This is a genomic window from Streptomyces sp. Xyl84, assembly GCF_059731885.1.
Genome location: NZ_AP029183.1, coordinates 1,182,717 through 1,197,292, shown reverse-complemented (window position 1 = coordinate 1,197,292; position 14,576 = coordinate 1,182,717). Strand labels below are relative to the sequence as shown.

8 protein-coding genes and 1 pseudogene are annotated in these 14,576 nt (G+C 75.1%); 3 read left to right on the top strand and 6 right to left on the bottom strand.

Annotated features, from left to right (window positions below; translation table 11 throughout):
* Positions 1 to 150: 150 nt before the first annotated feature.
* Both AC6I72_RS36615 and AC6I72_RS36610 read left to right on the top strand, forming a co-directional pair.
* Positions 151 to 2,409, top strand: coding sequence for an ATP-binding protein (locus AC6I72_RS36615; protein WP_498005995.1), 2,259 nt, complete (start codon positions 151 to 153; stop codon positions 2,407 to 2,409).
* Positions 2,410 to 3,132: 723 nt separating this feature from the next.
* On the top strand, positions 3,133 to 5,928 hold the full coding sequence (locus tag AC6I72_RS36610; RefSeq protein WP_498005993.1) for an AAA family ATPase: 2,796 nt from the start codon (positions 3,133 to 3,135) through the stop codon (positions 5,926 to 5,928).
* Positions 5,929 to 6,293: 365 nt separating this feature from the next.
* Here AC6I72_RS36610 and AC6I72_RS36605 read toward each other — a convergent pair whose 3' ends face one another.
* On the bottom strand, positions 6,294 to 9,023 hold the full coding sequence (locus AC6I72_RS36605) for an AAA family ATPase (RefSeq protein WP_498005991.1): 2,730 nt from the start codon (positions 9,021 to 9,023) through the stop codon (positions 6,294 to 6,296).
* A 161-nt stretch (positions 9,024 to 9,184) separates the two neighbouring features.
* Positions 9,185 to 9,619, bottom strand: coding sequence for a hypothetical protein (locus AC6I72_RS36600; protein ID WP_498005989.1), 435 nt, complete (start codon positions 9,617 to 9,619; stop codon positions 9,185 to 9,187).
* A 420-nt stretch (positions 9,620 to 10,039) separates the two neighbouring features.
* Between AC6I72_RS36600 and AC6I72_RS36595 the strand changes: the two genes are divergently transcribed.
* Positions 10,040 to 10,615 carry a TetR/AcrR family transcriptional regulator gene (locus tag AC6I72_RS36595; RefSeq protein ID WP_498005987.1) on the top strand — a complete coding sequence of 192 codons (576 nt, stop codon included), beginning with the start codon at positions 10,040 to 10,042 and terminating at the stop codon, positions 10,613 to 10,615.
* Between the two features lie 80 nt (positions 10,616 to 10,695).
* Here the strand turns inward: AC6I72_RS36595 and AC6I72_RS36590 are convergent.
* The 4 genes and pseudogenes from AC6I72_RS36590 to AC6I72_RS36575 form a co-directional block, all read right to left on the bottom strand.
* Positions 10,696 to 11,882: pseudogene (locus AC6I72_RS36590) on the bottom strand (aspartate aminotransferase family protein).
* A gap of 134 nt (positions 11,883 to 12,016) precedes the next feature.
* The gene (locus tag AC6I72_RS36585; RefSeq protein ID WP_498005986.1) at positions 12,017 to 12,607 is read right to left on the bottom strand and encodes a DUF6309 family protein; all 591 of its coding nucleotides are present in this window, start codon (positions 12,605 to 12,607) and stop codon (positions 12,017 to 12,019) included.
* Positions 12,604 to 13,401 (bottom strand): phytanoyl-CoA dioxygenase family protein, encoded by a 798-nt coding sequence (locus AC6I72_RS36580; RefSeq protein WP_498005985.1) that lies wholly within the window; start codon positions 13,399 to 13,401, stop codon positions 12,604 to 12,606. Before AC6I72_RS36580 ends, AC6I72_RS36585 begins: the two co-directional genes overlap by 4 nt.
* Positions 13,402 to 13,557: 156 nt before the next feature.
* Positions 13,558 to 14,550: an aldo/keto reductase gene (locus tag AC6I72_RS36575; protein WP_498005984.1), complete on the bottom strand. Its 993-nt coding sequence runs from the start codon at positions 14,548 to 14,550 to the stop codon at positions 13,558 to 13,560.
* Positions 14,551 to 14,576 lie beyond the last annotated feature (26 nt).

The following is a 14,576-nucleotide window of genomic DNA, read 5'->3' as shown; positions in this document are numbered from 1 at the left end:
ACTGCCGATCCCGGGCCGGCCCCCGGTCATTCGGCCTGCCGTCGGCCGGGTTTGCTTTAATGGTCAATCCACAACGGCTGGTTCCGCGGCGTCGCGGGGCGGGGCCGGCGGGCACGGCAGGCACGTCGGGGGCGGCCCCGCGGGGGTGGGATGGACAAGGGTGTGTTCGGTCGGTTGCTGCGGGAGGCGCGGCAGCGTTCGCTGCTGACGCTGGAGAGTCTGGCGGACGCGTCGGGGGTGAGTGTCCGGGCCATCAGCGACATGGAGCGGGGGAAGAGTCTTCCGCGGCAGGCGACGCTGGCCGAGCTGATGGACGCGCTGGAGCTGGGGGAGGAGGAGCGGCGGCGGCTGGTGCAGGCGGCCGCTCCGGGCCGTCGCACGGCGCAGGTCCCGCAGCAACTGCCGCCCGACCTCGCGGTGTTCCGCGGCCGCCAGGACACCTTGTCGGCCGTCCAGGGCCTCGGCGCACGGATCACGGCGGGCGCGGGGCACGTCGTCATCTCGGCGATCGGCGGCATGGCCGGGGTGGGCAAGACCACGCTGGCCGTGCACTGGGCGCACCGGGTGGCGGACCGTTTCCCCGACGGTCAGCTCTACGTGAACCTGCGCGGCTTCGAGGACTCCGGATCCCCGCTGGACCCGGGCGAGGTGCTCGGCCGGTTCCTGAGCGCGCTCGGCGTGCCCAGCAGTGACATCCCGCCCGGCACGCGCGAGCGCGGCACCGTCTTCCGGGAGCGGACCGCCGCCCTGCGGCTGATCGTCCTGCTGGACAACGCGCGCGACGCGGAACAGGTACGGCCGCTGCTGCCCGCCTCCGCGGGATGCCTGACACTCATCACCTCGCGCAACCAGCTGTCCGGACTGGCCGCCACGGACGGCGCCACACTGGTCGGTCTGGACGTGTGGAGCGAGGAGGAGGCCGTCGCCGGACTGGCCGCCCGGATCGGTGAGGAGCGGTGCGCGGCGGAGCCCGGGGCCGCCGCGCGTCTGGTCGGACTGTGCGGGTACCTGCCGCTGGCGGTGGCCGTCATGGGCGCCCAGCTCAGTGCCGCTCCGCGGATGCCGCTCCAGGTCGCCGTGCGCGAACTGAAGGCCTCCCGGCTCGACGCGCTGTCGGCCGACGACCGGCGGGGCGACGTCCGCGCCGTCTTCTCCTGGTCCTACCGGGCGCTCACCCCCGGCACGGCGCGCTTCTTCCGCCTGCTGTCCCTGCACCCCGGTCCGGCCGCGTCCGCGGAGGCCGCCGCCTCCCTCGCGGCCGTCGGGATGGCCGAGGCCCGCCGCCACCTGCGCGAACTGACCGCGGCCAGCCTCCTCTCCCGCGACGCCGACGGCCGCTACATCCTGCACGACCTGGTACGGGCCTACGGCGGCGAACTGCGCGCGCAGGAGGAGGACGACCGCCACGGCGCCGAGGCACGCCTGCTGGACTACCTGTGCCACAACGCCCGCACGGCTGCCCGGGTGCTGGACACCCGGCCCGGGCGGGAGGCCGCCCGCCCGCCGCTGCCCGGGGTGGCGCGGGTCGCGATCGACGACCGTACCGAGGCCCTGGACTGGTTCCGCCAGGAGGAGGCGACGGTCATGGCCGCGCTGACCGGCCTGGACGATCACCGGCTGCTGCGGCAGCGTACGCACCTGACGGCCGACTGGGTGGGCTACTTCTCGTTCACGGGCCGGTGGGCCGAGGAGGTCTCCACCAAGCGCGTCGCGCTTCAGGCCGCGCTCGTGCTGGACGATCCGGCGGCCATCACCGTGAACTGCGCGAGCCTGGCGCGTGCGCTGGCGGAGACGGGTCAGGCGGGTGAGGCCGACGAACAGGTCGACCTGATGCTCGGGCAGCTGCACCGGCTGGGGCCGGCCGAGCGCGCGGCCACCGAGCGGAGCATCGGCTGGGTGCGCGGCCGGCAGGGGCGCCACGAGGAAGCCCTCCACCACGCCCGGCGCGCGCTGGCGCTCTACCGTACGCTCCCGGAACGCAACGAGGTGGCGCGCGAACTCAACGCGGTCGGCTGGTACCTGGCCCTGCTCGGCCGGTACGAGGAGGCCATCGTGATGTGCGAGGAGGCGCTGCCCATCCTCCAGGGCAACGGCAACCTCCGCAACGAGGCCGCGACCTGGGACAGCATCGGCTACGCGCAGCACCGCCTGGGCGATCTCGACGCGGCGGTCGAGAACTACCGCAAGTCGCTGAAGCTCTACGGAGAGGTACTGGACGGTTACAACCAGGCCGAGGTCCTGGACCACCTCGCGTCGGCCCAGCTGGAGCTGGGGGACGCGGAAGCGGCACGGGCGAGCTGGACGCGGGCGGGCGAGCTGTTCCAGGAGACCGGCAGTCCGCGCGCCGCCCAGATGCGCGACCGGGCCCGGTCCGCGGCCCGCCGGCCGGGCGGGGCCGCCGCCGGGTAGCCTCGGCGAGGAGGCCCGGGCCGGCGGCCGACGTGCCCCGGCCGGCATCGAGGGGTCACCCGCGGGCGCCGAGCGGCCCCGCAGGCGGCGACCGCCCCTGCGGCGGCCGGCCGGCGGGACCGCAGCGCGTCGAGCGACACCCGGCAGGCCGCGCCGGTTCGGCAGCACGCGGCGAGCATCCCCCCGGCGAGCATGCCCGCCCCAGGCGCGGAGGGTACCTTCGAGGCACCGAGCGGCCCCCTCCACACCGCGCCGGCTTCTCAGCAGGCGGCGAGCATCCCCCCGGCGAGCATGCCCGTCCCAGGCGCGGAGGGTACCTTCGAGGCACCGAGCGGCCCCCTCCACACCGCGCCGGCTTCTCAGCAGGCGGCGAGCGTTCCCCCGGCAGGCCGCGAGCATGCCCGCCCCGGGGCGCGGGGGCCCCAGCGGGCGCGGTGCGTCCCGCCGGCAGGCGCCGAGGGCCCCCGGCAGCCGGCCCGACGCAGCTCAGCAGGCGCACCGAGCGGGCCCCGGCAGGCGTCCGGCGGCTCCTGGCAGTCGGCCCGACGTACCTCCGCAGGCGCGCCGAGCGGACCCCCGCAGGCGGTCGGCAGGCCCCGGCAGGCAGCAAGCTGCATGCGAACTGCCTGGTTCCGCAGGTGGCCCTTCCGATGGGATGGGACCAGGCAAGGCAGCGCTCCCGTGAATCCGGTGGGACCGTTCGCCGCAGATCGGGGGTCATCCATGAACGCGCAGGTCGAGATCTCCCCTCGCACGGCCGGGACGGAGGGCCGTCGGGTACCGCTGCCCGTCCCGGCCCCGCCCGGCACGCTGCCCGGGGAGGCGGGGCTCGTCGGCCGGGACCGCGAACTGCGGGCCCTCGGCGGCTTCCTGCGCCAGGCCCTGGAGAACGGCGCGGCCCGGGTCCTGCGCGGGCACGCCGGTTCGGGGAAGTCCGCGCTGCTCGACGCCTGTGTCGAACGGGCGGCGGCCACCGGGATGCGCGTCCTGCGCTGCACCGGCATCCGCGGGGGCAACCCGTCCGACCTGTCCGGACTGCTCCAGATCGTCTGGCCGGTCCTGGCGAGCCCGGGCTGGTCGTCGGCGGCGGGACGGCTCCGCGCCCTGGAGATGCTGCTGCTCGACGGTGCCGCCTCGCACCAGGGCAATCGGTCGCAACTGCCGTTCGCCGTACTGCGGGTCCTGGAATCGGTCAGCGCCGACCAGCCGCTCCTGATAGCCGTCGACGACTGGGACGCACTGGACCGTCCCAGCCGTGAAGTGCTGTCCTTCGTGGCCCGCAGGACCGAGGGCCACGCGATGGGCTTCCTGCTGACCGCCCGTCCGCACCGCACGCGTCTGACCGCCCTCGCCGGTCTTCCCGAACTGCCGCTCGGCCCGCTGACACCGGCGCAGTCCGCCGCGCTGCTGGTCTCGCGCAGGCCGGGCAACGACGCGCACGCCGTGCGCGAACTGCTGGCCACCGCGGCCGGCAACCCGCTGGCACTCCTCGAACTGCCCACCCGCTCCGAGGACGACTTCCCCTACGTGCCCGCCTCCTCCGACCGGCTGGCCTCCGCCATGGCGCCCGGCGTCTCGCGGCTGCCCTCCGGCACCCGGGACCTGCTGCTCGTGGCGGCGCTCCACCCGGCGGGCGAACTCCCGCTGCTGCTGTCGGCCGCGTCGCGGATCGCGGGCACCGAGCTGGACTTCGCCACGGCGGAACCCGCCGAACGCGACGGCCTCGTGGTGTTCGACGGCATGCGTCTGCGGTTCAGCCACCCCGCCACGGCCGGAGCCGTCGTCCACGACGTCGCGCCGTCGCGCTGCCGTGCCGCGCACGCGGCCCTCGCCGCCGTGCTGACCCCGGACTCGGTGGGCATGCTGTGGCACCTCTCGCAGGCGGCGGAGGGTCCCGACCCGGAGCTGGCCCGCCGCCTGGAGGCCGCGCACCGGCACGCGCTGGAGCAGTGCGAGCCGCCGATGGCCGTACGTCTGCTGCGGCGGGCCGCCGACCTGCACCGCACGCCCGAGGAGCGCGGCCGGTGCACCCTGCGGGCCGCGCAGCTCGCCCACGACCTCGGTCTCCACCGGGCGGCGCGGACGCTGGCGCACCGTGCGCTGCGCCACCCGCTGGGCCCCCTGGGCACGCTCTGCGCGCAGGCCCTGACGTGGCCGGGCGGCGGCACCGTACGGCTGCCGGCCGGTCCCGGTGCCTGGCCCGCGCCGGCCGCCGCCGCCGAGCTGGAGAGCGCGCTGGAGCTGATCCGGCTCACGGCGCCCGCCGTCGCGGGCGACCCCGAACGCGCCGAGGAGCTGCTCGCCTTCATGGACACCCTGCCGGAACGGGCGGACGATCCGCGTCTGCTGCACGCCCTGGCCACGGTGGCCCCGGTGGGCCGGGCCGCGACCGTCGTCTCCCGGCTGGCCGCCTTCCAGGGGCTGACGGACACCTCCGTACGGGATCTGGAGCGGCTGGGCGAGGCGGCCCTGCTCGCCGGTGATCCGCTGCGCGCGCTGGAGCTGCACCGGCGGGCCGAGCGCCGCTACCGCTTCCACGAGCTGCCCGAACCGCCGGCCCGTGTCCTGCTGCGGCAGGGCCTGGCGCACCTGGCCGTGGGCGACTGGGGTCAGGGCGGGCAGGCCTTCGAGCAGTCCGAGCGGCTCGCCGAGGAGTACGGCCTGCGTCACCACCGGGCGGCGGCCCGCCTGCTGGGCGAACTCACCCGGGGCCTGCGGACCGGAACGGTGCCCCGCGCCGATTCCCGGGGGCTGGAGGAGGCCCGGCGCTCGGTGCCCAGGATCGACGAGGTGCTGGCCGTCGGCAGCGGATGGGCCCAGGTCGAGGGCGGCGACTTCGGCGCCGGGTTGGCGGCCCTCGCGTCTCTCGTCGCCGCCCCCGGCCGGCGTGCGGCGGCCCTGTCCGCGCTGGTGCCCTTCGCGGAGGCGGCCGTCGCCGCGAACGCGGCCGGGGAGGCGCTGGCGGCGCTGGACAGGCTCGCCCGTGACCTGGGCGCGCAGTGCGCCCCGCTCGTCACCGCGCGGCTCGCGGTGGCACGGGCCGTCCTGGCCGACGACCGGGACGCGGAGCGGCTGTACGCGCAGGCGTTCGCCATGGATGCGGCCCGGCTGCCGTTCCTGGAGGCGCCGCTGCGCCTGGCGCACGGGCGCCGGCTGCGCCTGCGGCGCCAGTTCGCCGAGTCCCGGGTCGCTCTGCGGCAGGCGGCGGCCCTCTACACCATGATGGGCGCCGACGCACGGGCCGCGCGGATCGCCGCCGAGCTGCGGGCCTCCGGGGAGCGGCAGGAGGGCTCCGCGCCCGGCGCGCGGCGGCGGACCCCGGTCCGTGAACTGCTCAACGCCCAGGAGCTGCGGATCGCCGAACTGGCGGCCCGCGGGCTGTCCAACCGGCAGATCGGTGAACTCCTCCACCTCTCGCCCCGCACCATCGGCGCCTACCTGTACCGCATCTTCCCGAAGCTGGGTGTGACGGCACGGGCGCAGCTCGCCGAGGTGCTCAGGGACGGCCTGGCCGGCTGAGCGGGCGGCCCGGCCCGTTCACCGGATGCGGGCGCGACGGGCGGGCCGCACCATCGGCTGAGGTGCGGCACACGTGCTCCACCCCTGCCGGGCGACACACGTACTCCGCCCTCGCCGGGCGCCGTACGTTTCAGTACGCGCGGGACGTGTCTGATCCGCGCCGGGGCCGCAGGCGTTCCAGTCCCTGCCGAGCGTCGTAGGTGTCCAGTACACGCGGGACATGTCCGGGCCGTGCCGAGCGCCGCACGCGTCCAGTCCGCGCCGGGCACGCCACACGCGTCCAGTCCGCGCCGGGCACGCCACACGCGTCCTGTCCGTACCGGCGCGCCGCACATGCTCAGTCCGTGCCAGGGGCGCCGCAGTGTTCAGTCCGTGCCGATCCGTTCGGCGAGCTGGGCGCGTGAGGTGACTCCCAGCTTCGGGAAGATCTGGTACAGGTGCGAGGCGACCGTGCGGGGGGAGAGCCGCAGTTGTTCCCCGATGGCCCGGTTGGACAGGCCGCGGGCGGCGAGCCGGGCGATGGTGAGCTGCTGCGGCGACAGCAGCCGGGAGACGTCGCTCCCGCCGGGCTCGGCCGTCGTCCGGCCTGCGGCCCGCAGCTCCGTCTCCGCCAGGTCCGCACGCGGCCCGGCGCCGAGTGCGCGGAAGAGGGATTCGGCCGCGGCGAGGGGTTCGCGTGATTCGGTGACGCGCCGCCTGCGCCTGAGCCAGGCCCCGTGTCCGAAGAGGGTCATGCCGTGCAGCAGCGGCCAGGTCTCGACACCGGGCCCGAGCGCCGCGCGGTAGCGGCTCTCCGCCTCCTCGTCGGGGGCGAGCACCGCGTCCGCGTACGCCAGGATCCGCCGGAGCAGAGGCGTGCGGCCGGTCCGGGTCTGGGACTCGACCTGCGCGACGACGGCCCTGGCGTCGTCCGGTTCACCGGCCGGCGGCGCCGCCTCCGCGAGGAAGGCCAGGCCCCAGAACTGCTCGTAGGAGTAGGGCGCCGAGGGTTCGGTGACCATGGAACGCAGCTGGGCGTAGGCCTCGGCGTACCGGCCGGTGCCCGAGGCCGTCAGCGCGCGGGCGAGCGAGGCGAGGCTCAGCTGCCGGCTCTGGCCGAGGCGCAAGGAGGCCTCCTCGACCTCCGCGGCGAACTCCAGCGCCCGCTCGTGGCGGCCGCGCAGGGCCTCGACGACGCCGAGCGCCCCGGTGGCCCGCGCCACCCAGTCGGTCTGGCCGGTCCTGGTGGCGATCCTGCGGCCCTCGTCGGCCAGTTCCTCGGCGGTGCGCCACTGGGTGCCCAGCCAGATCTCCTCCAGCGCCCTGGGCACGAGGATCTGCGGCAGCCGCCCGTACCGCCCGTCGGCGCGGGCCGCCCGCTCCGCCTCCCGGAACAGCAGCGTGGCGCGGCCGAGGTCGCCGACGAGGTGGGCGAGCTGACCGAGCAGGCCGAGGTCTTCGCCGCCGGCCTGCCGCAGCACCCGGTGCGTGTCCTCGTCGGGCACCGACTGCGGTTCCGCCAGCGCCATGACGGCGATGTCGCGGGCGTCCCACGGCCGCGGTCTGAGGTCCTGGACGGTGCGGACCAGCAGGCGCCGGTCGTCGGGTCCGGCCTGGTGCCACCAGCACCTGCGGGCCGCCGCGTGCAGCAGTTTCCGGCTGAGCGCGGGGTCCTGCCCGGCGACCGCGCGGGCCGCCTCGCACAGTCCCGCGATGCCCTCCCGGCCGACCACGAAGTTGCCCGGCAAAAGTTCGTGCACCCACAGCAGCAGGGCGCGGCCGTAGGCGCCCAGTCCGGCCGGGTCGATCGCGCGGGCCAGCCGCAGGGCCTGTTCGCGCAGGCCGTGGTCGCAGGCCAGCTCGGTGGCGCGCAGCAGGCGGGCCGCCCGCCGGGCCGGGTCCGGGGAGAGGCGGGCCGCGCATTCGAGAGCGGCCAGGGCGGTCAGGACGGCGGTGCCCGGACGGCTCTGCCCGGCCAGGTCCTCCAGCAGTACGGCGAGGTCCTCGTCGGTGCCCACCGCACACTGGGCCGCGTGCCAGGCCGCGTGGGGCGGGCTGGTGACGCTGCGGCCGAGAGCCGCGTGGGCGGCCAGGCGCCGTGCCGCCGACTCCAGGTGCAGCACGGCCGTGCGCACGAGCGGCCGGGGAAACCGCAGATGGCGGCCGTCCTCGACGAGCAGTCCCCGCCGGACGGCCTCGGTCAGCCCCTCGCGTGCCGCGTCGCCGCTGCCCAGGACGTACCGGGTGGCGCCCAGCACGTCCCAGGTGAGGGACGAGGTGCTGAGCGCGGCGGTGAGCAGCGCGCGGCGCGCGGCCTCCGGCAGTTCCGCCAGCTCCTGCGCGTACGCCTCGGCCATGCGCGGGGTCGCGGGGAGCGTGCCGAGCACGGCGGCGTCGCCGGGGGCACCGTCGCTCAGGGACAGTTCGGTCAGGGCGAGGGGGTTGCCCTCGGCGGCGGCGAGGACGAGTTCCGTCTCGGCGTATCCGGTGGCCCGTCCGGCGTGTTCGACGAGGGCGCGGGCCTCGGGCTCGGACAGCGGTCCCAGGGTGGCGGCGAGCGCGTCGGGGGTGAGCGGGGTGGCGGCGGGGGCGGCGGGCACGGTCCGTTCGGTGACGACCATGGCCACCCGGGTTCCGGCGCACAGGCGGGCCATCTCCCGTACGGTGTCCCGGCTCGCGGCGTCGATGCGGTCGAGGTCGTCCACGCAGACCAGGACGGGTTCCGGGATCCGGGCGAGCAGGTCGAGCACGACCGCCGCCAGCCGGTCGGGGGCCGGGGCGCCGTCGCCGCCGAACGCCGCGTCGAGCGTCTCGTGGCCGGCGGCGGGCAGGTCGTCGAGCGGGGCCGGGCGGGGGCGCAGGAGGCTGTGCAGTGCGGCGTGCGGGACGTCGCGCTCGGCCGGTGCCGAGGACGTCGTGAGCACGCGTACTCCCTGGCGTGCCGCGGTGCGGGCGGCGAACCGCAGGAGGGCGGACTTGCCCGTCCCGGGGGCTCCGCTCAGGTGCAGTACACGCCCGCCGCCGCCGGGCAGGCCGGCCAGCAGCGTGGCCACCAGGTCCTGTTCGTGGGCGCGGCCGAGGAGGCGGGGGTCGTCAGAACCGGGCCGCGTGCTCATCCGGTTTCCTTCTCCGTCGTCCGTCCAGCAGGCCGCTGTGCGTTCCCGTCCGACGCGACACGCGTCCCGGGGGCCGGCGGTGTGCTCGGTCCGGTGGCCGGGCAGGCCGCCGCGCGGCAGCGCTCACGTTCCCGTCCGACGCCGAAAGGGCAGGCCAGATGCTAACACCCGGTCGGCGCACCGACCGGTCCGGCTCCGGGGTCGGCGGCGGCGTAGAGGCCGCGGATGCTGACGTCGTCCCCGCATTCGAGGCGGTGGAAGACCCAGTCGATGGGACAGCACCGGCGGGCGCCGGGCAGTTCCACGACGAGGGGGGCGGCGGTCGGGGTGGGCCTGGGTACGTGACGCCATACTCCCCCGGCCCGGCGGGTCAGTATCTCGCCGATGTAGCAGCCGAAGGCGACGAGCGACTCGGCCATCTCCTCGCCCGTGGCGCCTTCGGCGCGGAAGCCGTCGACGATGCCCTCCACCAGATCGAGGCTCTCGGGGGTGTAGTCGAGTTCCGCGCCGCTGATGTCGGCTGCGGTCGCGACGATGGCAGCTGCGTGCCGGGGCGCGCTGTCGGGCTCCAGTGGGTGTCTCAGGTGCAGCTGCATGTTCGTCCTCGGGCTGATGCCGTCACTGTCGTCGAGGCTAGCTTGATAACACCCGCGCAGCATGCCCCTGTGTCTGCCGGTCCGAAACTCAGCCGGGTTCCGTTCGACGGGTCCCGGCGGCACATGGTGCACCGTGGCGCCGGGCGCGTCGAGTGCGGCCGGCTCCGGCCGGGCGGACACACCGGCACATATGCGGTGCAGAGGTGTCGTGGACGCCGTGCTCACCTCCAGGAGGACAGTCGATCGACTCATGCCTGCGGGTGGTCCGTCTGCCAGAGTCGGACCGTGTTCCGTCGCCGGCTCCGAGGGTTTTCCCTGTGTGCCGTCAGGGCCCGGGGGTCCTCCGCGCTCGTCCGGATCCGGCCGGACACCACCGGATCCCCTCCGTATGCGCATCCCCGGCGAAGGAAGGACTCAGCCATGGCACGCCCCCGCGCGTTCGACACCGACCTGGCAGTGGAAAGGGCCATGGGCCTCTTCCGGGCGAAGGGTTACCACGGCACACCGCTGCCCCTGCTCACAGACCGGCTCGGCATCGGCAGCGGCAGTCTGTACGCGGCCTTCGGTTCCAAGGACGGCCTGTACGCGCGGGCCCTGGAGCACTACTGCGCCCGCCTGGTCGCCGATCTCGCCCAACGGATGGGGAGCGGCACCGACATCCGTACGGCACTGCGCACGTTACTTCTCGCCCTGGTCACCGACGACCTGGCGGAGCCCGAGCGCGGCTGCCTGCTGGTCGGCGCCGCGACGGAGCGCGCGGCGCACGAGGGGACGGTGGTCCAGGTGAGGGCTGCCATGGCCGCAGCCGAGGCCGTGCTGACGGGTGCCCTCGAGCACGCCCGGGAACGCGGTGAGCTGGCCATCGGCCGGAGCCCGGTCGAACTCGCCCGGTTCCTCCTGACGTTCATCCAGGGCCTGCACGTGATGGGGAACGCGCGTGCCGACCGGGGTTTCCTGGAGAACGCGGTGTCGGGAGCGCTGAGGGCGCTGGACTGAGACACCCCGCGCCCGGCTTCCACACCTCCGTGACCCCGGTCCGCGCGCCGTGGCCCGTTTCCGCGCCGCACGTCACCGCTTCACAGCGCGGCGAACGCGGCGTCGACCGCCTCGCACGTCGCGTCCAGTTCCGCTTCGGTGACGCAGGCCGGGACGAACCAGCAGGCCATGCCGAAGGCGTTGGTGTGGATGCCGCGTTCCAGGAGTGCGTGGCGGAAGGCGTCGTGCCGGGCCCGGTCGGCGGTGAGGAGGTCGCGGTACCCGCGGGTGGGTGTGCCGTCGGGGGTGAAGACGGCCTGGAACATGGCGCCCACGCCCTGGACCGCGCACGGGACGCGCCGGTCGTGCGCGGCGCGGCGGATCGCCTCCATGACACGTGTGCCGCTCTCCTCGATGTGTGCGACGGTCTCCGGCTGGTCCAGCCGGCGCAGGGTGTGCAGTGCGGAGGCCGCGCACAGGGGCGAGGCGTTGTAGGTGCCGCCGTGCTTGACCCGGCCCTCGGCGAGGGCTTCCAGTACGTCCCCCCGTCCGGCGAACGCGGCGATGGGCAGCCCGCCTTGGAGAAGACGGCGAGGTCCGGGACGACCCCGAACATGGCCTGGGCGCCGCCGGGTCCGGTACGGAAACCGGTGCACACCTCGTCGAAGACGAGCACGATCCCGCGTGCCGTGCATTCGTCCCTGAGCAGATCCAGGTAGCCGGGTGCGGGCATGGTGCAGGCGTTGTTGGCGACGATCGGCTCGCAGATGACGGCGGCCAGCTCGCCGCGGTGGGCGTCGAGCGCGGCGCGCAGGGCCGCCGGGTCGTTCCACGGGCAGACGACGACGTCGTCCAGCACCCCTTGGGGGATCCCCGGGGAATGGGGTACCGGGAACGGAGCGGAGCCGGGGCCGGCTTCGGCGGCCGTCGGGCGGTTGGAGACGGCCAGGGTGTCGGTCCAGCCGTGGTAGTGCCCCTCGAACTTGAGGATCTTCGAGCGTCCCGTGTGCGCGCGGGCCGCGCGGACGGCGCCCTGCACCGCCTCGCTCCCCGAGTTGGCGAACCGGACGAGTTCCGCGCAGGGCACCATGTCGCGGATCAGTTCGGCCAGCTCCACCTCGACGGTGTTGCAGGTGCCGAACATGGTGCCGGTCCGCAGGACGCCGGTCAGCGTCTCGGTGAGGTGCTCGGGGGCGTGGCCGAGGACCGCGCTGCCGTAGGAGATCAGGTAGTCGATGTACTCGTTGCCGTCGACGTCCCATATACGGCTGCCGGATCCGCGGGCCATGTACAGCGGGTAGGGGTGCGGCCCGGTCGACGTCGCCCGGGAGGAGGAACTGACACCGCCGGCCAGCGAGGCCCGGGCGCGCTCGAACCAGGCGCGGCTGCCTTCGGTTCCGGGCAGCGCCGGTACACGGGTGTTCATGGGGACTCCGCTCTGGAGGGGGACGGTCCGCCGGTGCGTGGGCCGTCGCCGTGCCGCGCGCCGTGCGGCGGCGGTCCGGCCACGTACGCCTCGAACCACCGGCCGCGGGTCAGCCGGCCGGTCGTGGCCCAGGCGAGCATGCGGTGCAGGCCGTCCAGGTGGATCAGTCCCTGACGGGTCGTCAGGTGTTCGTGGTCGGGGCCGCTCACCGGGCGGGTGCTGAGGAACAGCGGCAGGTGGGCCGCCCGGCGCTGCCGGGCGAGTTTCAGGGCGCACAGGGGGTTGGTCCGCTCGTAGGAGGCGCCCAGGGCGGTGAGCCGGCCCGCCGCCTCGGCCACGGTCAGTCCGGTGGCGGGGACGAGTTCCCTCTCGCCGTCCTCGCCCAGGTGCCAGGGCAGCACCACCTCCCGTACTTCCGGCCCCTCCAGCAGGAGCCGCCGCCAAGGGCCGGGGAACTCCTGCCGGGCGGTACGGATGTGCCGTTCGGCCCGGTCGTCGAAGTCGGTGGGGTCGGCGGGATCGTGGGTGTGGTGCCGCAGGAAGCGGCGCAGTACGGCCTCGAACGGCAGGCTCTGCAGAACCCTCACCGCCCGCGGCCCTCGGCTCGCCGGTACTCGCCGAAGTGCCGTTCGGCGAACAGTTCGGGCCGTCCGGCGTCCAGTCCGCGCGAGCGCGCCACGGCCAGCACCTGCCTCCAGTACGGTTTGACCGGCGGCCACAGGGTGCCCGTGCGGCAGTAGGAGCCGTCGATCATGTAGCGCGGTTCCGCGCCGGAGTGCGGGGTGCGGGCGGGCCGGCGCGTGTGGAAGAGCGCCGAGTGGAGGATCACCGTGGAGCCCGGTGGCAGGTTGTCGATGACCGTCTCACCCGGAAGGACATCCGTGCCCCGGTGACCGAGGGCGCCCTTCTCCGCGACCTGCCGGTGCGACCCGGGCAGGACCGCGAGCGGTCCCTGTTCCGGCTGGAGGCCGCGGATGTAGTGCAGGGCGTGGACCATCGGGAGGCGCCGGTCCCGCTGCGGGCGCTGCTCGTAGTCGTGGTGCCAGTCCTTGCCGGCGGCTCCGGCGGGCCGCCTGTCGCTGTGCAGGTGGTGGAAGACGAAGGACTCGCCCAGCAGGGCGGGGCGGCCGAGCAGGTCCATGAGCGGCGGGTACACCGCCAGCTCCCCGTGTGCCTCCAGGTTCAGTTCCACGGTCAGCGGAGGCCGTGCGCCGGGCCGGCACGCGTCGATGGAGTCCTGCCGCCGGCCCGAGTCCACCCACTGGTCGACCTCGGGCACCAGGCGGTCGACGAGGTCGGACGGCAGGAAGCCGGGGAGGACGAGGAACCCGTCCTCGGTGAACTTGTCCACCGGGGCATCGATGGCACGAACGTCTGTCATGGGTGGGACCCCCTGGTTCAGTCGGCTGTCCTCGCGCCGCCGGCATCCGTCCGCGCCGCCGCCCTCCAGGGCGCGGTACGGCGGTCCGGGCGCTGGACACATGTGTTTCACCGTCGCCGGGGTGCGCGGCCTGACCGCTCGCCGCGCACCCCGCCCTCACACGCCCAGCAGGACCTGGATCTCCTTCATCAGGTTCTCCTCCAGCGGACCGTGCTCCAGCGCCCCGGCGTTCTCCTCGACCTGCGCGACGGAACGGAACCCGGGGATCGGCAGCGTCCGCGGACTGCGCGCCCACAGCCAGGCGAGGGCCCCCTGGGCCAGGGTCCGTCCCCCGCTCGTCAGCACCTCCCGTACGGCCGCCACGCGCCGGGCCCAGTCGGGTGCGGGTACGCCGCCGGGGCCGTACCACGTCAGCCAGGCGGGCGGCACCGCGCGGATGTCACCGGCGCCGGCCCTGCTCCCGGCTCCCGCCGCCTTCGCCAGCAGTCCCATCGCCAGGGGGCTGCGGTTGACGCTGGTCAGTCCGCGGGCCGCGCAGAGGGCGAACAGCTCGGGGGCGTCCTGGAGGACGTTGGCCGCGTGCTGGACGGCGAGGCAGTTCGCCCCGTCGGCGAAGAGCGCCGCGCGCCGCGGGTCGTCGGTGCTCCAGGCGTAGCCCCGTACCAGGCCCTCCTGGACCAGGTCCTCGCAGGTCTCCCGCAGCACGAGGGCCCGGTCGGGCGGTGTGTCGGACAGATGGAGCTGGTACAGGTCGACGTAGTCGGTGCCCAGGCGCTCCAGGGAGGCGAGGAGCGCACGGCGCACGTGTCCGGGTGAGTCGTCGGTGCCGGTCAGGGTCTTCGTCCGTTCGTCGAAGACGTTCCCCCACTTGGTGGCGATGACGGCCTCGCTCCTGCGTCCCCGCAGCGCCCGGCCGAGGACGCGCTCGCTGTGGCCGGCGCCGTAGGTGTCGGCGGTGTCGAAGAAGGTGATGCCGAGGTCCAGGGCCCGGCGGACGGCGGCCACGGACTCGTCGTCGTCGACGGCTCCCCAGCCCAGCGGGTTGCCGTCCCGGTCCTGCCACCGGCCGCCGATGGCCCAGCACCCCAGGCCGAGCGCCCCGGTGCTGATGTCGCTGCCGCCCAGCCGTCTGTCTCTCCAGGTGTCCATGGCTCGGCACATTACGTCGGGAGACA